This window comes from Mycetocola lacteus (genome assembly GCF_003667575.1).
In the GTDB taxonomy this organism is placed as follows: Bacteria; Actinomycetota; Actinomycetes; order Actinomycetales; family Microbacteriaceae; genus Mycetocola; species Mycetocola lacteus.
In genome coordinates this window covers 592747-611617 of sequence record NZ_RCUY01000002.1, presented here as the reverse complement: position 1 = coordinate 611617, position 18871 = coordinate 592747, and the positions used below count along the sequence as shown (strand labels likewise).

The window sequence follows — 18871 nt, the reverse complement described above, 5'->3', positions numbered from 1 at the left end:
GGTGGGTGCCCCGCCCCGTCGGTGCACTAATCGCGCAGCGGGCGCCCCTCGGCGTCATTGTTGAACGCGCGGGCGCGGGCGAGGATCATGATGCCCTCGATCAGGCCCCAGAGTGCGGCGGTACCGAAGGTCACGATGGTGGCGGCGATCTGCAGCAGGCCGATGCCGATGTACCCCAGGTAGAAGCGGTGCACGCCGATCGAGCCGAGGAAGATGCCGAGCAGGCCCGCGGTCAGGCGACTCTTGGCGGCCGGGTCGTAGGGGGCATAGCCAGGGTTGCCCTGCTGCGGGTAGCCGGTGGGTCCGCCGGGAGCGCCCTGCTGCGGGTAGGCGCCCGCGGTGCCCTGCTGGCCGTAGCCGGGGGTGCCCGGGGCTGCCGGGTAGCCGGCGGTAGCGGCCGGAGTCGTGGGGACCTGCCCGGTCAGCGGTGCCGGAAAGTGCGGCAGCGCGCGCGACGGGTCGGTGTCGGCGGGGATTTCTGACGCCGCCGCCGAGGTCTCGGGTGCGGCATCCTGGGGCTGGGCGGTGTGATCCGCGCCCGTGGGATCGGTCGTACTCATGACTCCAGGGTACGCGAGGGTCCGTCATTTTTGACGTAGCGACGGGGATTTTGCTGCCGAAAACCAAAGTTGAGTCGTGAAGGCTCAAGATTCCCTGAGAGCAGCTTGACACCGGTATTGCGTTCGGTAAACTTGAGCCTAGGCAACTCAACTATGGGATTGCCGCCGACTTCGGGTTCGGTTACCCGGACCCGGGACCAGTTCACGGTATTCGCCCTTCCGGGCGAGAACGAAGGAGAAAACACATGGCACGTGCAGTAGGCATTGACCTCGGTACCACCAACTCGGTGGTCTCGGTCCTCGAAGGTGGCGAGCCCACCGTTATCGCCAACGCCGAGGGTGCTCGCACCACCCCGTCCGTTGTTGCATTCACCAAGGATGGCGAGGTGCTCGTCGGTGACACCGCCAAGCGCCAGGCCGTCACCAACGTTGACCGCACCCTCGCGTCGGTCAAGCGTCACATGGGTACCAACTGGACCTTCGACGTAGACGGCAAGAAGTACACCCCGCAGGAGGTGTCCGCTCGTATCCTCGCGAAGCTGAAGCGCGACGCCGAGCAGTACCTGGGCGACACCGTCACCGACGCCGTCATCACCGTTCCCGCTTACTTCAACGACGCCGAGCGTCAGGCCACCAAGGAGGCCGGTGAGATCGCGGGCCTCAACGTGCTCCGCATCATCAACGAGCCCACCGCTGCCGCCCTGGCCTATGGCCTGGACAAGGGTAAGGAAGACGAGCTCATCCTGGTCTTCGACCTCGGTGGTGGAACCTTCGACGTTTCTCTTCTTGAAGTTGGTAAGGATGACGACTTCTCGACCATTCAGGTCCGCGCGACCTCCGGTGACAACCGCCTCGGTGGAGACGACTGGGACCAGCGCGTGGTTGACCACCTGGTCAAGAAGTTCAAGGAGACCACCGGCGTCGACGTCTCGAACGACAAGATCGCGCTGCAGCGTCTGAAGGAAGCGGCCGAGCAGGCAAAGAAGGAGCTCAGCTCCTCGATGTCCACCTCGATCCAGCTCCCCTACCTCTCGCTGACCGAGTCGGGCCCCGCCAACCTGGACGAGACCCTGACCCGCGCGCAGTTCGAGAACATGACCAAGGACCTGCTGGACCGCACCAAGAAGCCGTTCCAGGACGTTATCCGCGAGGCCGGCGTCAAGGTTTCCGACATCGCTCACGTGGTGCTCGTTGGTGGTTCGACCCGTATGCCGGCCGTGGCCGAGCTGGTCAAGGCCGAGATCGGTCGCGACGCCAACAAGGGTGTCAACCCGGACGAGGTTGTGGCCGTCGGTGCAGCCCTGCAGGCAGGTGTGCTGAAGGGTGAGCGCAAGGACGTTCTGCTGATCGACGTGACCCCCCTGAGCCTCGGTATCGAGACCAAGGGTGGCATGATGACCAAGCTGATCGAGCGCAACACCGCGATCCCGACCAAGCGCAGCGAGACCTTCACCACCGCCGATGACAACCAGCCCTCGGTGGCCATCCAGATCTTCCAGGGTGAGCGCGAGTTCACTCGGGACAACAAGAACCTGGGTACCTTCGAGCTGACCGGTATCGCACCGGCACCGCGCGGTATGCCGCAGATCGAGGTCACCTTCGACATCGACGCCAACGGTATCGTCCAGGTGTCCGCCAAGGACAAGGGCACCGGCACCGAGCAGAAGATCACCATCTCGGGTGGATCGTCGCTGTCCAAGGAAGACATCGAGCGCATGGTCCGTGAGGGCGAGGAGCACGCCGCCGAGGACGCCAAGCGTCGCGAGCAGGCCGAGACCCGCAACTCCGCCGAGCAGCTGGCCTACTCGATCGACAAGCTGATCAAGGACAACGAGGACAAGCTGCCCGAGGACGTCAAGAACGAGGTTCAGGGCGACGTGGACGCACTGAAGTCCGCTCTGGCCGGCGAGGACGAGGACGCGGTCAAGACCGCCTTCGACAAGCTGAACGAGTCGCAGGTCAAGCTGGGCGAGGCCATCTACGCCCAGAGCCAGGCCGAAGCCGCTTCGGCCGAGGGTGCCCCGGCAGCAGCCGAGTCCGATGAGGACGTGGTTGACGCCGAGGTCATCGAGGACGACGAGTCGGAGAAGAAGTAACAACATGACCGAACAGAACCCCACTCCCGAAAACGAAGAGCCCACCACGGGCACCGAGTCCGGCGAGCACGGTTCGACCCAGGAACCGGGGGCCGCTGAGGCCCCCGGTTTCGGGGCATCCGAGGATGCTCCCGAGGTCGAGACTGATGCCCAGGCCGAGGAAATCTCCGACGAGGAACTGGCAGTGCTGTCCGGCCAGGTTTCCGCCGACGAGATCCTCGCCGACCTGCAGCGCGTGAACGCCGAATACGCGAACTACCGCAAGCGCACCGAGGCCAACCGTGGCATCGAGAAGGAGCGCACCGTGGGTGCCGTTCTGACCTCGCTGCTGCCGGTCCTGGACGACTTGGATCGCGCCGCCAAGCACGGTGACCTTACCGAGGGATCCGCGTTTGCGCTGCTCGCCGAGAAGCTGCGCGGCACCGTCGAGAAGATGGGTCTGACCTCCTTCGCGGCCGCCGGTGAGGTCTTTGACCCCAACCGTCACGACGCGATCTTCCAGCAGCCCAGCGCCGATGTCACGGTGGAAACCGTGGCCGACGTGGTCGAAACCGGCTACCTCATTGGTGAAACCCTGTTGCGCCCCGCCAAGGTGGTCGTCCAGGTTCCTGCGGAGTAACCGCTATGGCTAGCCAGGACTGGTTCGACAAGGACTTCTACAAGGTACTCGGGGTGTCTAAGGATGTCTCCGACGCCGAGCTGAAGAAGGTTTACCGCAAGCTCGCGCGCAAGTATCACCCGGATTCCAACCCGGGCGATGCCGCCAGCGAGGCCAAGTTCAAGGAGATCAGCGAGGCCTACTCGGTCCTCAACGACTCCGAGCAGCGGGCCGAGTATGACCAGATGCGCGCCATGGGTGCCGGGGCGCGGTTCACCGCTCCCGGCGGTGGCCGCGCCGGCGGCGGGTTCGAGGATGTCTTCGGCGGTCGTGGCGGCCAGCAGGGCGGGTTCGAGGACCTGTTCAGTGGCATGTTCGGCGGCGGCGGTTTCGGCCAGACCAGCGGAGGATTCCGCGGGTTTGGCGGGCCGACCCCGGGTCAGGACGTGACCGCATCCACCACGATCGACTTCATTACCGCGGTGCAGGGTGAAACCATCACCCTGCAGACCGGCGAGGGTCGCACCATCAAGGTGAAGATCCCCGCGGGTGTGTCCGATGGGAAGAAGATCCGGGTGCGGGGTAAGGGTCGTCCCTCTCAGGACGGCGGTGCCCCGGGCGATCTGGTGTTGACCGTGCACGTGCGTAAGCACCCGGTGTTTGAGCGCGACGGCAACAACCTGCGCGTGACCGTCCCGGTGACCTTCGTCGAGGCCACACTCGGAGCCACCATCGAGGTCCCCACCCTGGGTGGGGACCCGGTGAAGCTCCGGGTTGCGCCGGGTACCCCCTCGGGCCGGATCCTTCGGGTCAAGGGCCGCGGGGTTGCCACCGGATCGGGCACGGGCGACCTGCTCGCGATCGTTCAGGTTGCCGTACCGGCACACCTGAGTGCCGAGGCGACCGAGGCGCTCAAGGCGTTCCACGCCGTGGAGCCGAACGAAAACCCGCGCGCGGACCTGATCGCTCGGGCTCGCGGCTAACACCCACCCCCGAACGTGAGGCCGGTGCCCTTCCCGGCATCGGCCTCACGTTTTCTCACCCCACACGGGTATCCTGTGGGACAACCGCACGGAAGGAATCGACATGGATGAGCACTCCCCGGTGTTTGCCATCGCGATGGCCGCCGAGCTTGCGGGAATGCACCCGCAGACCCTGCGTCAGTACGACCGCATCGGGCTGGTGAGCCCGAGACGCACGGCGGGGAAGTCTCGTCGCTATTCGATGCGTGATATCGCGCAGCTCAAGACCGTCTCTCGGCTGAGCAACGAGGGTGTGAGCCTGGAGGGCATCGCGCGCCTGCTGAGCCTGGAGAACCAGGTGGATGCGCTCACCCGTCGGGTGCGCGAGCTGGAGAGCGCGCTGGCTAACGAGATGCTGAAGAGCCCGGGTCGGCGCGTATTTGCGGCCGGTCAGGCGGGGGACGTCATCAGCCTGCGCAACGGCGTGCGTACCCAGCGTCGCACCGAACTCGTGGTGTGGCGTCCGGATGCTGCCTTCTTCGCCGAAGACGAGGACATTGAGGACTCCGAGGGTGATCTCGACGAGGATTTCGAGGCCGAGTTTCCCGGCGGCCCCGCTCGCGCCTAGCGTTTGCCCGACCTCCCCATCCCCCGAATGGGTCGGCGGCCCGAAATCGCGCGGGTAGTGTTGTGGGGTGAGTGAATCCCCTGCCCCCGCGCCCCGTCCCCTCGACTTTTCTGCCCTGCGCCGTCACCCCGACGTGGAGGGTGACAACCTGCACGCGGTCGATGCGACCGACCGGCTGATCCTGGACGAGGCCGCCTCAACTCTCGATGCGCTCTCGGGCGAACACGTGGTGGTCATCGGCGACCACTACGGAGCCCTCACCCTGGGGGCGATTGCCGCCCACAACCTGACCGGCGTGCGCGTCTTCCAGGACTCGCTGATCGGCGAGCGTGCACTGATCGAAAACGCCGAGCGTACCGGCCACGCGGATGCCTTTACCTCGCTGCCGCTGGGTGCCGAACTGCTGGCCGGTGCCAAGCTTGTTCTGGTGCAGCTTCCGCGTCAGATCGCGGCTCTGGACGAGATTTCGCGTCTGATCGCGATCCACGCCGACCCCGAGGTACTCGTGGTTTCCGGCGGCCGGATCAAGCACCTGAGCCCGGCGATGAACACGGTCCTGGGTGAGTCCTTCACCGAGGTGCGGGCCTCACTGGCCCGGCAGAAGTCGCGTCTGCTGATCGCCTCGGGTCCGCGCGCCGTCGAGGCTCGCGTGCCTGCCCGCGCCGAGATCCCCGAGCTGGAGCTGACCGTGTGCTCGGGGTCGCAGACCTTCGCCGGCGCGAGCCTCGATATCGGTACCCGGGAGCTGCTGAAGTTCCTGCCCAAGTACGCCCGCTGGGCGAAGGTGGCGGTGGATCTGGGCAGCGGAACCGGCATCGTGGCCTCCGCGGTGGCCAAGGCGCGCCCGGACATCCAGGTCATTGCGACGGATATTTCCGCCGATGCGGTGGCCGCGTCGCGGGCAACCGCCGAGGCCAACGGGGTGGCTGACCGGGTTGAGGCGCGCCGCGACATCGGCCTGTCCCAGCAGCCCGACGCGAGCGTTGACCTGGTGCTGCTCAACCCGCCCTTCCACACCGGTGCGACCGTGCACGCGGGGCTGGCCGAGGCCCTGTTCCGCGAGGCTGCCCGGGTGCTGCGTCCCGGCGGGGAGCTGTGGACCGTCTACAACACGCACCTGGGATATCGGGGAGCGCTGGGCCGGATCGTCGGCCCCACCAACCAGCGCCTGCGCACCACCAAGTTCACGGTGACCCTGTCCGTCAAGGCCGAGGCTCCGGCAAGCTAGCGTTGGCGGACTAGATCCAGCCGTTGTCCCAGGCGATCGCCGCCGCCTGGACGCGGGATTCGGCGTTGAGCTTGAGCATCGCCGCCGAGGTGTGGTTGCGCACGGTGCCGTGGGCCAGGTGCAGATGCTTCGCCACGAGTTTGGTGGGTAGGCCCTCTCGGGTCAGCCGCAGCACGTCACGCTCGCGGGCAGTGAGCGGGTTTTCGTCCTCGGTGAGCGCCGCGGCGGCCAGATCGCGGTCGATATAGCGTTCCCCACGGGCGACCGCGCGGATGATCTGTGCGAGCTCGGATGCCGGGGTGGACTTGGGGACAAACCCGGAAATCCCCGCCGACAGCGCACGCTTAAGCGTGCCCGGACGGGCGTGCCGGGTGACCAGCACGATCCGGGTGTCGAGGGTGCGCCGAATCTGGATGGCCGCATCCACGCCATCCAGTACGGGCATCTCCAGGTCCAGCAGCACCACGTCGGGGCGGTGCTCGGCGGCCGCGGTGACCGCCGCGCCGCCGTCGGAAACATCGGCGATCACCTCAAGATCGGGTTCCAGACTGAGCAGCGCGACCAAGGCTCCGCGAATGAGTTCCTCATCGTCGGCGATCAGCAGTCGCAGCGGCGCGGGCGTCGATGGTGCCGTACTCATGACTGCTCCCTCGCGGATGAGATGCTGCCGGGCACACGCACGGTCAGGGTGAAGTTACCATTCTGCCGCTCGCCGGCAACGGTTCCGCCGATTGCGGCGGCGCGTTCCCCAAGCCCCGCCAATCCCGTGCCCGCATTCTCCTGGCGTCGCCTCGTGGCCCCGTCGTTTTCCACGGTGAGCAGGAACCCTCCTCCGACCTCGGCGAGGGTGATCGCTGCCCGGGTGGGCTGGGCATGTCGCAGCAGGTTGGTGGTGGCCTCGCGGATCGCCAGGGCCAGGACCGTTCCGATATCCGCCGGGATCGCCGCGTCGGTTATCGATACCGTGCAGTCGATCCCCGCCGAGGCCAGCACCGAGGCCGCACCGCGTGCCTCGACCGCCACGGTAACCGTGCGGTAGTTGTTCACGACCGCCCGGGTGTCCTCCAGCGCGGCGCGGCTGATGGTACGAATCGCCGACAGCTCGGCCGCGGCTGCGGCAGGGTCCCGCTCCAGAAGGCGTTCGGCGAGTTCGCTCTTGAGCGCGATCACCTGGAGGTTGTGCCCCTGAATATCGTGCAGGTCGGTGGCGAAGCGCAGGCGTTCGCGGGCGATCGCCAGATCCGATGCCATCCGCCGGGCCCGATCCATCCGCTCCAGCACACGCAGGCTCCAGATGAGCGAGGCATAGGTGAGTGGGAGCAGGACGAGGCCCATGCTGAGCAGGATGAGCAGGGTGATATCCGAGAGTGTGGCGCGAAGATCCACCGGGCGACCGGCGATCACGGCGCCGAGCGCGAAGATGCCCACCAGCAGGACCACGCTGCCCAGGAAGACCCAGAACCGGGCCGCCACCGGCACCAGACATAGCACCATCCCGGTGGCCACGGTCAGGGTGAGCGCCCAGTTCCAGGCGACCACCGAGGAGGAAGCTCCGATCACCCAGGTGGCGAGGGCCGAGACCATGAGCGCGATTGGCAGCGGACGCAGAACCCCGCCCGGGGCGGTGACCTGTGCCATCTCACGGATCACCCGGGACACCAGCGCGCAGGCAAGCGCTGTGGTGATGATGGTGAGGGTGGAGAGGACCAGCATCCGCTGCGGTTCGGTGCGCGGATCGGCGAGTACCAGTTGCATGAGGCCAAAGCTGAGGTTCACAAACCAGAGACTCCAGGCCGTGTAGCGGCGTCCGCGGACCAGGTCCGTGACCCCGCGGCGCGCGGCAGGGTCGCCCGAATCGAGGGGTCCCGGGTGCGGAGCAGACGCGGCTGACATGACCCCAGCCTAGCGACGCTTGTCCGCCGCAGGGGCGGAATCCTGCGGAACCGTGACATGTGTCATGGATGAAGGTGACACCGTGCAACTGCCGTCCGAAGGCCGAGGTCGACAGACTGAAGGCATCAGCGGAAAACCCACACCGGGACCCGCAGGAAGCACGGGTACATCATGAAGAAAATCATCAAGGTTCCACTCATCGTCATCGGGTCGATTGCGGCCCTGATTGCCGCCGGCCTTGGCACCACCAGCGTGGTCAACGCGGTGGCCAGCCAGCGTGAAATGGGCGGCCTGGAGCACTACGGCCAGCTGGTCGAGGTGGACGGGAAGAAGATGAACGTACTCGTGCAGGGCGATGGTCCCGAAACCATCGTTATGCTGCCGGGCCTCGGCACCGGGGCCCCGGCCGTGGACTTCGCCCCGGTCATCGACAAGCTCTCACCCACCTACCGGGTGGTCGCGGTCGAACCGCTGGGTTACGGATTGAGCGATGACACCGAGGTGCCGCGCACCAGCGACAACATCGTGAAGGAGGTCCATACGGCCCTGGCCGAGCTGGGCGTCACAAAGTACGCGCTGATGGGGCACTCGATCGCCGGGATCTATGCACTGGACTACGTGAACACCTACCCGAGTGAGGTGACCGCGTTTGTGGGCATCGATTCGAGTGTGCCGAACCAGCCCGGATCCGAGAGCATCCAGGGGCTCGAAGATTTGCGTGGTCTGAAACCACTGGGCCTGATGCGGGTGCTGGACAGCCTGGCACCGAGCATGTATGAGGGAATCGACGCCTACTCCGCCGCCCAGAAGGAGCAGATGGAGATTCTGGCGCGTCACAATGCGCTGAACGATGTGGCCGTGAGCGAGGCGGGCCTGACCGGGCAGAACTTCGAGGCGGCCCGGAAGCAGTCCTTCCCGACGGACCTTCCGGTGCTCCTGTTTGTCGCCAACAGCGACAACGAGGAGGTGCCAGGATGGCTTGAGCTGCACCAGGAGCAGGCGGCCACGACCAGTCAGGGGCAGGTCATCTCGCTCAAGGGTGAGCACTACCTGCACCACACCCAGAGCGAGGCCATCGCCACCGAGACGATCGCCTACCTCTCGGCCCACACCCCCGCACCGTAACGCCCTCCCCTCAACACGAATGGCCCCCGCCAAAGCGGGGGCCATTTCTGTGTTGGTGCCGGGCTGCGCCGAGACTAGATGCGCACGCCGCGTGCCCGCAGGAATGCGGCGGGGTCGGTGTGGTTCGCGCCGACGTAGATCTTCAGGTCCAGGTGCGGGCCGGTGGCCACGCCGGTCTGGCCCATGTAGGCGATCACGGTGCCGCCGCTGACGCGGCTACCCACGCTCACGTTGAAGCCGCTGAGGTGGCCGTAGTAGGACTGGATTCCGCCGCCGTGGTCGACGATGACGCGGTTACCAAAAGCCCCGGCGTTGCCGGCGAAGACCACGGTGCCATCCTGCACCGCCTTGATCGGGGTGCCGCTGGCCCCACCGAAGTCGAGTCCGGCGTGGAACGGTGCCGAGCAGCCCTTGGGGCACATGACCGGACGCGGACCGTACGGCGAGGTGATGCCACCCGGTGCCGGACGCCACCAGCCCGAGCTGGACGGGGCGAAGTAGGTGCCGGTTCCGTTACCGGTCTGGGGCGGGGTCGGCGGCAGGACAACGCCTCCGCCGCCTCCGCCGGTGCCCGGCTTGGGCTTATTGGCTTCGGCCTGTCGCCGCGCCTCCTCCTCGGCGGCGCGCTTGCGGGCGGCCTCCTCCTCGGCGCGCTTACGGGCTTCCTCGGCCCGGACAGCCACACCCACGGCGTACTGCTGTTCCTCCTCCACGCGGGTTCCCTTGAGGGTGGCCAGCTGCTCGATCAGGCGGGATTGGTTGGCCTCCTGCTCGGCGACGGCGCTCTGGGCGGCGGCCGAGGCGGCGGTGGCCCGGTTCAGGGCTCCCTCGGCGTCGGCGCGAGCCTGGGTAAGGATGTCGGTGGCGACGGTGGCCTGGGCGTTCAGCGTGGTCACCAGGTTGGCCGCCTGCTTGGCGCGGTCCAGGGTTTCGGTGGAGCGCTCGGTGAGCTTGGTCATCGCGCCGAGCTTATAGAGGGCGTCGTCGGCGTTCTTGGGGTCGCCCAGCAGTTCCAGGGACACCGAGCTGCCGGTGCTGCGACCCATCTTCGACATCAACACGGCGACCTGGCCGGCGGATTCCTCGGCGGCGGCGGTGGCATCCTTGACCTCGGCGGCGAGGCGGTTGGAGTTGATCTCGGCCTCGGTGGCCACCGCGTCGGCCGCCTGGTACTGATCGGCGGCGATGTTGGCGGCGGCCTGGGTGTTGGCCACGTTGGTGTTGAGGTCCTTGATCAGGCCCTCCACCTTGGTGACCTCGGTGGCGGCCGTCTGTTCGTTCTGTCGGGCGCGCTGGACGTCATCCCAGCTGGGGTAGTCGGCCCCCGCGGCGTTTGCCGGCGAGGTAATCCCCAGGGTGCAGACGAGCACCCCGAGGGCGAGTAGGGCGGTGCCTACGCGGCTACGAGTTCTCAAGAATCTAATCCTTCCGGCCGGTTTTCCCGCATCAAAGCAGGCTGGCGCGCGCGACGCGCCGACAGTCGAGTACCTCCAACCTAACCCGGATTTCCCCAATTGGGGGAGGGCCTCCGGGTGTGTTTGATATTTAGTGTGGGCCCATGAGTAGAAAACACCCGGCATCGAATCGGCGTTCAATCAGGGAATTCTGAGTTTTATTTACCCTTAACGACTGGTATCAAATCGTCGCAGGATGTAAACTTGAGTCAACAAGGCTCAAGTTTGTGGGAGACGATTCCCGCTAGCACCAGGAGAAGGAGAGAACCCGTGCAACCAGGCCAGCAGCCACCCCAGGAACAAGCAAAGAGCGCCCTTGAGCAGTACGGCGTGAACCTCACCGCGATTGCCGCAACCGGCAAGCTCGACCCGGTCATCGGCCGCGATGCCGAGATTCGTCGTGTCAGCCAGGTGCTCACTCGGCGTACCAAAAACAACCCGGTCCTGATCGGAGAACCCGGCGTGGGTAAAACCGCCGTGGTGGAGGGGCTCGCCCAGCGCATCGTCGCCGGAGATGTGGCCGACTCCCTCAAGGGCAAGCAGCTTGTCTCCCTCGATCTGGCCGCCCTCGTGGCCGGTGCCAAGTATCGCGGCGAGTTCGAGGAGCGCCTCAAGGCCGTGCTGCAGGAAATCAACGATGCCGACGGTGAGATCATCACCTTCATCGACGAGCTGCACACCCTGATGGGTGCCGGGGCCGGCGAGGGCTCGGTCGCCGCCGCGAACATGCTCAAGCCCATGCTCGCCCGTGGCGAGCTGCGCCTGATCGGTGCCACCACGCTGGATGAATACCGGCAGTACATCGAGGCCGATGCGGCGATGGAGCGTCGCTTCCAGCAGGTGTATGTGGGGGAGCCTTCGGTTGAGGACACCATCGCGATCCTGCGTGGACTCAAGGAGCGCTACGAGGCGCACCACAAGGTGACCATTGCCGACAGCGCACTGGTCGCGGCCGCCTCGCTCTCCAGCCGCTACATCCCCGCCCGTCAGCTGCCGGATAAGGCCATCGACCTGATCGATGAGGCCGCGTCCCGGTTGCGGATGGAGATCGACTCGGCCCCGGTCGAGATCGATGAGCTGCGCCGCAGCGTGGACCGCCTCAAGCTCGAGGAGCTTGCACTCAAGCGGGAGAAGGACGAGGCGAGCAAGCAGCGTCTGGCGGCGCTGCGCGCGGACCTGGCTGCCCGCCAGGAGAAGCTGACCGATCTGCAAAGCCGGTGGGAGCTGGAACGCTCAAGCCTGAACCGCGTGGGAGAGCTCAAGGAAAAGCTTGACCGCGCCCGGATCGAGGCCGACCGCGCCCAGCGCGAGGGCAAGCTGGAGAAGGCCTCCAAGCTGCTCTACGGCGAGATTCCGGTGATCGTGCGGGAGTTGGCCGAGGCCGAGTCCTCGGAGAACACCGCGGACAAGATGGTCAACGACCAGGTGGGTGCCGATGATATCGCCGCGGTGATTGCCGCCTGGACGGGGATCCCCGTGGGGCGACTGCTGCAGGGTGAGACCGAGAAGCTGCTCAACCTTGAGCAGGAGCTGGGCCGTCGCCTGATCGGTCAGCGCAAGGCCGTGGCCGCCGTGGCCGACGCCGTGCGACGCAGCCGTGCCGGAGTCTCCGATCCCAACCGTCCCACCGGATCGTTCCTCTTCCTGGGCCCGACCGGCGTGGGAAAGACCGAGCTGGCCAAGGCCCTGGCCGAGTTCCTGTTTGACGATGAGAAGGCGATGGTCCGCATCGACATGAGCGAGTACGGTGAGAAGTTCGCCGTCTCGCGCCTGGTGGGTGCCCCGCCCGGATACGTCGGGTATGAGCAGGGCGGTCAGCTGACCGAGGCCGTGCGTCGTCGTCCGTATTCGGTGGTTCTGCTGGATGAGGTGGAGAAGGCCCACCCCGAGGTCTTTGACATCCTGCTGCAGGTGCTGGATGACGGGCGTCTGACAGATGGACAGGGACGCACGGTGGACTTCCGCAATACGATCCTGATCCTCACCTCGAACCTCGGCTCCCAGGTCCTGATCGATCCGACCCTCTCCGCTGACACCAAGGAGAGCATGGTGCAGCAGGCCGTGCGGCAGGCATTCAAACCGGAGTTTGTGAACCGGCTTGATGACATCGTGGTGTTCCAGGCACTGAGCGAGGAGGACCTCGGCCAGATCGTCGAGCTGTACATCGACCGACTGCAGCGCCGGTTGGCTGCACGTCGACTCGAGCTCGCGGTCACCCCGGATGCCCGGGCGTGGCTCGCCGAACGCGGCTACGACCCGCTGTATGGTGCGCGTCCGCTGCGTCGTCTGATGCAGAAGCAGATCGACGATCGCCTGGCCACCGCGCTGCTCGCGGGCAGTGTGCGCGACGGGGACACCGTGGTGGTGGACCTCGACGGCGAGAGCCTGGCAATTCGCACCGGCGAATAGCCCACAACACGCGATGGCCTCGGGGCATAACCCGGGGCCATCGCGCGTTAGCCTGGGCGCAGGTATACGCTCGAAGCCGTGGGCCGCTCGGTCCCGGGAAGGAATTTAGGACATGCAGGAAATCACCGTCACCGAACTGGCCGCCCTGAACCCCGGAGTCGCGCTGATCGACGTGCGCGAACCCGAGGAGCACGCCGGTGGTGTCGCCCCCGAGGCCACCCTGCTGCCGATGAGCACCTTCATGAAGCGCGAGGGCGAGCTCCCCGAGGCCGAGACCCTGTACCTGATCTGCGCCGGCGGCGTGCGCAGCGCCCGCGTCGGCGCCTACCTCGAACAGAAGGGCCTGAACGTGGTCAACGTCGAGGGCGGCATGAACGCCTGGGCTCAGGCGGGCCTGCCGGTTATCGCGCCGGGGGTCTAGAGCGCCCCTCCCGCTGATATGTGACATGCACTCGCCAGTCTGAGCGTTCTGGGCGCGTGTCCCCCAGGCTTGCTCTGTAGGATCCCACTGCCGTCTGGGGGGGACTCGCCCCCGCGGTGGACAACGGGGGCAAGGATGCAACGGTCACAATCGGGCGAGCACACACGCGCGTCGGCAGCGGGGAAGACCGGTGCCGTGCCTCGCGCGCCGTTCCGGGACGCGGATACGGGATACAGCACCTCGCTGCGTCCCCGACACATTCAGATGATCGCCCTCGGCGGGGCCATTGGCACCGGATTATTCATGGGTGCCGGAGGCCGCCTGCACGAGGCCGGGCCGATCCTCGTCCTGGTCTTCCTTCTCTGCGGCATATTCGTCTTCTTTGTCCTGCGGGCGCTGGGGGAGCTGGTGCTGCACCGGCCCACCTCCGGCTCATTCGTCTCCTATGCGCGCGAATTCTTCGGGGAGAAGCTGGCCTTTGTCGCCGGCTGGATGGTGTTTCTGAACTACGTGATGACCTCGATTGCCGATGTCACCGCGGTCGCCCTCTATCTGCGCTTCTGGGGTCACCTGTGGGCGCCGCTGCGCGATACCCCGCAGTGGGTCCTAGCGCTGATCGCGCTGGCGGTGATGTTTGCGGTCAACCTGGTGGCGGTCGGGGTGTTTGGTGAGCTGGAATTTTGGTTCTCCATCATCAAGGTGGGCACGCTGATCGCATTCCTGATCGTGGGCATCGTGCTGCTGGTGTTGCGCGCCGAGACGGATGCGGGCCCGGTGGGCTGGAACATGATCGCCGAGAGCGGTGGCTGGATGCCCCACGGTATTCTCCCGGCGCTGGTGGTGTTCACCGGGGTGGTGTTTGCCTACGCCTCGATTGAGCTGGTCGGGGTCGCCGCCGGGGAGACTAGCGAGCCGGCGCGGGTCATGCCGCGCGCGGTCAACAGCGTGATCCTGCGCATCGCGGTGTTCTATGTGGGCTCGGTGCTGCTGTTGACCCTGCTGCTTCCGACCGACCAGTACCGCGCCGGGGAATCGCCCTTTGTGACCTTCTTCGCCCGGTTGGGGTCGGCGCAGACCGGCGAAATCGTGGGATCAATCATGAACCTGGTGGTCCTCACCGCGGCGCTCTCGGGGCTCAACGCCGGGCTCTATGCCAGCGGGCGGATCCTGCGTTCGATGTCGGTTAACGGCTCGGCGCCGAGGTTTGTGGGCAAGCTCTCCAAACACCGGGTGCCGACCGGGGGGATCACGCTGACCGTGGCCTGCGCGGTGCTCGGGGTGGGGCTGAACTATCTGTTGCCCGAGGCCGCGTTTGAGATCGTGATCCAGGTGGCCTCGATCGCGGTGCTGATGGGCTGGGCCACGATTGTGCTCTGCCAGCTGCGGCTCTACCGTCTCTCGCGCCGCGGGGAAATCGAGCGCCCCACGTTCCGCATGCCCGGTGCTCCCTGGAGCGGTTACATCACCCTGGCATTCCTTGGATTCGCGCTGGGATCACTCGGCTTTAGCGAGCAGGGTCGCTGGGTGCTCGTGGGCTCGCTGGCACTGATCCCGCTGCTCATCATCGGCTGGTTCCTGACCCGCGGCCGCATCAACGCGGTGGCGCGGGAACGGGCCCTAGGTATCTCCGACGCACCTGTCGAGCTCTAGGTTTCCGCAGCAAAAATCCCCGCACCCGGAGAACCGCGTGCGGGGATTTCTTGTCTGATTACGGCAGGGTGTGACCGGCCGCGGTGAACAGGCGGTACCACTCCTCGCGGGTCAGCGGGAGCTCGGAGCCGGCGGCGGCCTCGGCCACGCGGCCCGGGTTGGTGGTGCCCAGCACGACCTGGATGTTTGCGGGGTGGCGGGTGATCCAGGCGGTGGCGATCGCGGTCGGGGTCACGCCGTACTTTGCGGCCAGCTCGTCCAGGACGTCGTTCAGCGGGCCGAAGGCCTCGCGGTCGCCCAGGAAGACGCCGTCGAAGAATACCTTCTGGAACGGCGACCAGGCCTGCAGAGTGATGTCGTTCAGGCGGGCGTAGTCGAGCAGACCGTTGTCGCGGCTGATCGACTGGTCCAGGCCCGCCATGTTGGCGGCGATACCCGAGGCGATCAGCGGGGCGTGGGTGATGCTCAGCTGCACCTGGTTGACAATCAGCGGCTGCTCCACGTACTTCTTCAGCAGCTCGATCTGACCCGGGGTGTGGTTGGACACACCGAAGTTTCGGACCAGACCCTGCTCGTGCAGCTCAGCGAAGGCCGAGGCCACCTCCTCGGGCTCAACCAGGGTGTCGGGACGGTGCAGCAGGAAGACGTCGAGATAGTCGGTCTTCAGCGCGACCAGCGCCTCGCGGGCGGTGGTCAGGATGTGCTCGCGGGAGAAGTCGAAGTAGCCCGGACGGATGCCCACCTTGGACTGGATGATGACGTTTTCACGCTCGGCACCGGTGAAGGTCACCGCGTTACCAAAACGCTCCTCACACGCGTGGCGGGCACCACCGTAGATGTCGGCGTGGTCAAACACGTTGACGCCGGCGTCAATCGCGGAACCCACCAGCGTGCGGATGTCCTGGTCGCTGAGCTCGGCGATGCGCATGAGTCCAAGAATGATGTTGGAAGCCTGGAGGTTGCTCTGGGGAAGGGGGAGAATCTTCATCCCCCTATTCAAGCGCATCTCGGGCGCGTCGCACAGCACACGCCGCAGTTTTGCGGCGAAATTTCCCCGGGGTTAACGCAGAACGCCACGGACACGATGAACCCATTCTTCGTGTCCGTGGCGTTTGTCTGCGGGGTTAGCTCACCGGGGTGAGCAGCGGTTTATCCACCACCGCTGGGGCGTCGATACGTTCGGCTTCCGGCTGTGCGGGCCGCGCGTTCAAATCCAGGTCCGCCTCGAGACCGGCAAGACCCTGCCGGACAAACCCGAGGTGGAGCAGACTGATCCGGAAACGCAGCACGGCCAAACCGACCGTGCAGGCCTTCCAGAATCGACGCCGACGTGTCATCGGCGACCTAGTCGTTGACAACAACGATCTCGGTGAGGGGCTTGCGCTCGCGCGGAGCCACCTCACGGGACTGCAGGAACTCGTCCTCGAGGATCTCCGGGGCGGCGAGCTCTCCAATGGCGGAAACGGTGAAGGGCACAAAGCCCTCCTCCAGACCGAACGAGGACACCAGGGCTGCCGGGTCAAAGCCCGCCATCTGGTGCACAAACAGACCGTCTTCGTGAGCCTGCACGCTCAGGTGAGCGACTGCCTGACCGAGGTCATAGATGGCCCAGGGCTGCTCGCCACCCTCGGCGTTCTTGGTGTTGGCCACGGCCACCAGCAGGACGCTGGCGCGGTGAGCCCAGGCCTGGTTGAAGCCGACCAGTGCGTCGACAACCTTCTGGAAGGACTCGGTGCCGCGACGGGCCACGATGAAGCGCCAGGGCTGGCTGTTGTTGGCGCTCGGGGACCAGCGGGCAGCCTCGAGGGCCGAGGTGAGCTTGGTCTCGTCGATGGTGGTGTCGGCGATGTAGGCGCGCGGGCTCCAACGCTGTGCCAGCACGCTGTTGATCGGAGCGGAGGTTTCGGCGTGACGTGAGGTGTCGGTGATGGTCATGGGAGGTCCTTTCGGGCGTCTGAGCTGCCGCATGCGGGAATGGAACCCGCGGAACGATGGTTATTATGTGCGACGTGCGGCGCGATTCCGCGGGGCACGTGTAGCTGTAACCGCACATCCCCGGATGCATATTCCCCGGATGACGAAAAAAGTTGCATAAGATTTACGAAGACTCTCTATCCCCCCTAGAGATTTCGAGATGAGGCCTCAATTCAGGCTTCGAGCCGGAAGGAAAATCATGTCGGCGGAAACCGAAGCTCGCCCCCTGCGGGCCACCGCGCGGCGTTCGGGACGCTGGTGGAAGATTGAAATTCCCGAGCTCGACACCTCGGGGCAGTCGCCCACCGTGCGGGACATCCCTGAAATCGCGGCCGAGATCGCCAGCGAGTGTCTGGCCGTGGCACCCGACCGGGTGATCGTGGACACCGCGATCGAACTCCCCGGCGACGCCGAAGCCCTCTGGGCCGCGGCCGCCGTCCAGGAGGAGGCCGGTCGTGCGGCGTTGACCGAGGCCGCCCGCCTGCGCCGCGAAACGATCCGCGCACTCGCCGACCAGGGCCTGCGTCAGGCCGACATCGCGCGCCTGCTCCGGCTCACCCCGCAGCGGATCAACCAGCTGATGACCACCGAGGGCAACGGCTGCCCGACTGAGGCCGAGGCGGGAACCTGCCCGACGGAGGACGAACTGTAGTCTGCGGTGGGACGGGATGTCCTACTTCGCCGGCGCTGTTTGCTCGGAGATGAGACGGGCGGAACCGACCACCTGAGTGTGAGTGGCATTCCACCTATTTCGACGGTTTTTGGTGGTTGGTGGCGGTTTGTGTGTTAGCTTGAAGGTAATCGTTCAGCCCGCCCAGCTTCTGCTGGTGTGGGCTGGATCTCTTTAACCTGGCAGCATGAGTCTCGTGTTCACTTCGCCGAAGAAGTTTCTCACCCTTGACGAACAGATTGAACTTCTGTGCGGTCGAGGGATGGTGCCGAGCCACGACATAAAACAGTGGCTCCACTCGGTGAACTACTACCGCCTGAGCGGGTACTGGCACACATATCGGGTACTCGAAAGTGATGGTTCCGGTGTTGTGAGGCGAGCCGAGCGATTTATCGAGGGAACCAGTTTCACAGCGATCGAGACCCTGTACGAATTCGACCGAAAGCTGCGCACCCTCGTACATGACGGGATCGAACGTGTCGAGGTCGCGTTGCGGAGTCATCTGAGCTACGTTCTGGGCGCATCATCGCCGATTGCGCATACGGATCGCTCACATTTTCGCGATGGCTTTGATCATGAAACGTGGATGAAAAATGTGACCTCTCGTATTGACCGCGCGGCGCGACGTTCTCCGGTGATCGCGCATCACCGGGAAAAATATGGTGGGGTGATTCCGATCTGGGTGTTGGTGGACGTGCTCGACTTCTCGGACTTATCGATGCTGTTTGACGGAATGCGCGCGGCCGAACAATTTGCGGTCGCCGAGCGTCTGGGCATCATTATCGACCCCTCGCGACTCAAACCCAACCAGGCAGCGAAGACGAAGAAGAACCACCCGCTGGCACGATGGCTTGAGCAGCTCACGGTCTTGCGCAACATTGGAGCGCATCACGGCCGCATGTGGAACCGGACCCTCATCCCGACGTCGACGACTGCGCTGCGAACCGTGGAGGGTCTTCAGCTGCTGCCGCGTGGACAAAGCGAGCAGCTCTTCGGTGGGTTGACCCTGATAGCCAAATTGCTTGGCACCGCTTCTCCGGGATCCCCCTGGGCTCACAAGGTACGCGGGGAGATCGAACACGTCTATTCCGAGCTACCTGACCGGTCCGAGCGGGAGATGGGATTTCCCGAGGACTGGCGCGCGATGAAGTTGTGGTCGAATGACAAACCGGCCACGGCACCAAGCCGCCGTCCGCAGTGAGA

General features: G+C 65.7%; 18 protein-coding genes. 11 read left to right on the top strand and 7 right to left on the bottom strand.

Going from position 1 to position 18871, the window contains the following annotated elements; all coding sequences use genetic code 11:
* Positions 1-26: 26 nt before the first annotated feature.
* Complete coding sequence (locus tag D9V34_RS04850; protein ID WP_121687737.1) at positions 27-560, bottom strand: TM2 domain-containing protein; 534 nt, start codon at positions 558-560, stop codon at positions 27-29.
* Between the two features lie 245 nt (positions 561-805).
* Between D9V34_RS04850 and dnaK the strand changes: the two genes are divergently transcribed.
* The 5 genes from dnaK to D9V34_RS04825 all read left to right on the top strand — a co-directional run bounded on the left by dnaK (position 806) and on the right by D9V34_RS04825 (position 6072).
* Positions 806-2656 (top strand): molecular chaperone DnaK, encoded by a 1851-nt coding sequence (dnaK, locus tag D9V34_RS04845; RefSeq protein WP_121687736.1) that lies wholly within the window; start codon positions 806-808, stop codon positions 2654-2656.
* A gap of 4 nt (positions 2657-2660) precedes the next feature.
* On the top strand, positions 2661-3275 hold the full coding sequence (locus tag D9V34_RS04840; protein ID WP_121687735.1) for a nucleotide exchange factor GrpE: 615 nt from the start codon (positions 2661-2663) through the stop codon (positions 3273-3275).
* Positions 3276-3280: 5 nt separating this feature from the next.
* Positions 3281-4237 (top strand): DnaJ C-terminal domain-containing protein, encoded by a 957-nt coding sequence (locus D9V34_RS04835; protein WP_121687734.1) that lies wholly within the window; start codon positions 3281-3283, stop codon positions 4235-4237.
* Between the two features lie 103 nt (positions 4238-4340).
* Positions 4341-4844, top strand: coding sequence for a heat shock protein transcriptional repressor HspR (locus tag D9V34_RS04830; RefSeq protein WP_121687733.1), 504 nt, complete (start codon positions 4341-4343; stop codon positions 4842-4844).
* Positions 4845-4911: 67 nt separating this feature from the next.
* Positions 4912-6072, top strand: coding sequence for a methyltransferase (locus tag D9V34_RS04825; RefSeq protein ID WP_121687732.1), 1161 nt, complete (start codon positions 4912-4914; stop codon positions 6070-6072).
* Positions 6073-6082: 10 nt separating this feature from the next.
* Here the strand turns inward: D9V34_RS04825 and D9V34_RS04820 are convergent, their stop codons facing one another.
* Positions 6083-6712, bottom strand: a complete 630-nt coding sequence (locus tag D9V34_RS04820; protein WP_121687731.1) for a response regulator transcription factor — start codon at positions 6710-6712, stop codon at positions 6083-6085.
* Entirely contained in the window at positions 6709-7965 is a 1257-nt protein-coding gene (locus tag D9V34_RS04815; protein WP_121687730.1) for a histidine kinase, read from the bottom strand. Before D9V34_RS04815 ends, D9V34_RS04820 begins: the two co-directional genes overlap by 4 nt.
* Before the next feature lie 171 nt (positions 7966-8136).
* Here D9V34_RS04815 and D9V34_RS04810 point away from each other — a divergent pair, with 171 nt between their 5' ends.
* A complete protein-coding gene (locus D9V34_RS04810) occupies positions 8137-9090 on the top strand; it encodes an alpha/beta fold hydrolase (RefSeq protein WP_121687729.1) in 954 nt (317 codons plus the stop codon).
* A gap of 74 nt (positions 9091-9164) precedes the next feature.
* Here the strand turns inward: D9V34_RS04810 and D9V34_RS04805 are convergent, their stop codons facing one another.
* Positions 9165-10505 (bottom strand): M23 family metallopeptidase, encoded by a 1341-nt coding sequence (locus D9V34_RS04805; protein WP_147441616.1) that lies wholly within the window; start codon positions 10503-10505, stop codon positions 9165-9167.
* Positions 10506-10814: 309 nt separating this feature from the next.
* Between D9V34_RS04805 and D9V34_RS04800 the strand changes: the two genes are divergently transcribed.
* The 3 genes from D9V34_RS04800 to D9V34_RS04790 all read left to right on the top strand — a co-directional run bounded on the left by D9V34_RS04800 (position 10815) and on the right by D9V34_RS04790 (position 15024).
* Positions 10815-12953 carry an ATP-dependent Clp protease ATP-binding subunit gene (locus D9V34_RS04800; protein ID WP_121687727.1) on the top strand — a complete coding sequence of 713 codons (2139 nt, stop codon included), beginning with the start codon at positions 10815-10817 and terminating at the stop codon, positions 12951-12953.
* 112 nt (positions 12954-13065) lie between these two features.
* Positions 13066-13374 (top strand): rhodanese-like domain-containing protein, encoded by a 309-nt coding sequence (locus D9V34_RS04795; RefSeq protein WP_121687726.1) that lies wholly within the window; start codon positions 13066-13068, stop codon positions 13372-13374.
* A 195-nt stretch (positions 13375-13569) separates the two neighbouring features.
* Positions 13570-15024 carry an amino acid permease gene (locus D9V34_RS04790; RefSeq protein ID WP_245991914.1) on the top strand — a complete coding sequence of 485 codons (1455 nt, stop codon included), beginning with the start codon at positions 13570-13572 and terminating at the stop codon, positions 15022-15024.
* A 58-nt stretch (positions 15025-15082) separates the two neighbouring features.
* Here D9V34_RS04790 and D9V34_RS04785 read toward each other — a convergent pair whose 3' ends face one another.
* From D9V34_RS04785 to D9V34_RS04780, 3 genes are all read right to left on the bottom strand, one after another.
* Complete coding sequence (locus D9V34_RS04785; protein WP_121687724.1) at positions 15083-16012, bottom strand: aldo/keto reductase; 930 nt, start codon at positions 16010-16012, stop codon at positions 15083-15085.
* 136 nt (positions 16013-16148) lie between these two features.
* On the bottom strand, positions 16149-16361 hold the full coding sequence (locus D9V34_RS17455) for a hypothetical protein (RefSeq protein WP_147441615.1): 213 nt from the start codon (positions 16359-16361) through the stop codon (positions 16149-16151).
* 7 nt (positions 16362-16368) lie between these two features.
* Positions 16369-16959 carry a nitroreductase family protein gene (locus tag D9V34_RS04780; RefSeq protein WP_121687723.1) on the bottom strand — a complete coding sequence of 197 codons (591 nt, stop codon included), beginning with the start codon at positions 16957-16959 and terminating at the stop codon, positions 16369-16371.
* A 238-nt stretch (positions 16960-17197) separates the two neighbouring features.
* On the opposite strand from D9V34_RS04780, the gene D9V34_RS04775 reads away from it, so the two are divergent.
* Both D9V34_RS04775 and D9V34_RS04770 read left to right on the top strand, forming a co-directional pair.
* Positions 17198-17650: a hypothetical protein gene (locus D9V34_RS04775; RefSeq protein WP_121687722.1), complete on the top strand. Its 453-nt coding sequence runs from the start codon at positions 17198-17200 to the stop codon at positions 17648-17650.
* 205 nt (positions 17651-17855) lie between these two features.
* A complete protein-coding gene (locus tag D9V34_RS04770; RefSeq protein ID WP_220700531.1) occupies positions 17856-18869 on the top strand; it encodes an Abi family protein in 1014 nt (337 codons plus the stop codon).
* Positions 18870-18871 lie beyond the last annotated feature (2 nt).

Excerpts from the sequence above, each read along its gene's own strand:
- D9V34_RS04850 (WP_121687737.1), bottom strand. The coding sequence starts at position 560 with ATGAGTACGACCGATCCCACGGGCGCGGATCACACCGCCCAGCCCCAG.
- dnaK (WP_121687736.1), top strand. The coding sequence starts at position 806 with ATGGCACGTGCAGTAGGCATTGACCTCGGTACCACCAACTCGGTGGTC.
- D9V34_RS04840 (WP_121687735.1), top strand. The coding sequence starts at position 2,661 with ATGACCGAACAGAACCCCACTCCCGAAAACGAAGAGCCCACCACGGGC.
- D9V34_RS04835 (WP_121687734.1), top strand. The coding sequence starts at position 3,281 with ATGGCTAGCCAGGACTGGTTCGACAAGGACTTCTACAAGGTACTCGGG.
- D9V34_RS04830 (WP_121687733.1), top strand. The coding sequence starts at position 4,341 with ATGGATGAGCACTCCCCGGTGTTTGCCATCGCGATGGCCGCCGAGCTT.
- D9V34_RS04820 (WP_121687731.1), bottom strand. The coding sequence starts at position 6,712 with ATGAGTACGGCACCATCGACGCCCGCGCCGCTGCGACTGCTGATCGCC.
- D9V34_RS04815 (WP_121687730.1), bottom strand. The coding sequence starts at position 7,965 with ATGTCAGCCGCGTCTGCTCCGCACCCGGGACCCCTCGATTCGGGCGAC.
- D9V34_RS04810 (WP_121687729.1), top strand. The coding sequence starts at position 8,137 with ATGAAGAAAATCATCAAGGTTCCACTCATCGTCATCGGGTCGATTGCG.
- D9V34_RS04795 (WP_121687726.1), top strand. The coding sequence starts at position 13,066 with ATGCAGGAAATCACCGTCACCGAACTGGCCGCCCTGAACCCCGGAGTC.
- D9V34_RS04785 (WP_121687724.1), bottom strand. The coding sequence starts at position 16,012 with ATGAAGATTCTCCCCCTTCCCCAGAGCAACCTCCAGGCTTCCAACATC.
- D9V34_RS17455 (WP_147441615.1), bottom strand. The coding sequence starts at position 16,361 with ATGACACGTCGGCGTCGATTCTGGAAGGCCTGCACGGTCGGTTTGGCC.
- D9V34_RS04780 (WP_121687723.1), bottom strand. The coding sequence starts at position 16,959 with ATGACCATCACCGACACCTCACGTCACGCCGAAACCTCCGCTCCGATC.
- D9V34_RS04775 (WP_121687722.1), top strand. The coding sequence starts at position 17,198 with ATGTCGGCGGAAACCGAAGCTCGCCCCCTGCGGGCCACCGCGCGGCGT.
- D9V34_RS04770 (WP_220700531.1), top strand. The coding sequence starts at position 17,856 with ATGAGTCTCGTGTTCACTTCGCCGAAGAAGTTTCTCACCCTTGACGAA.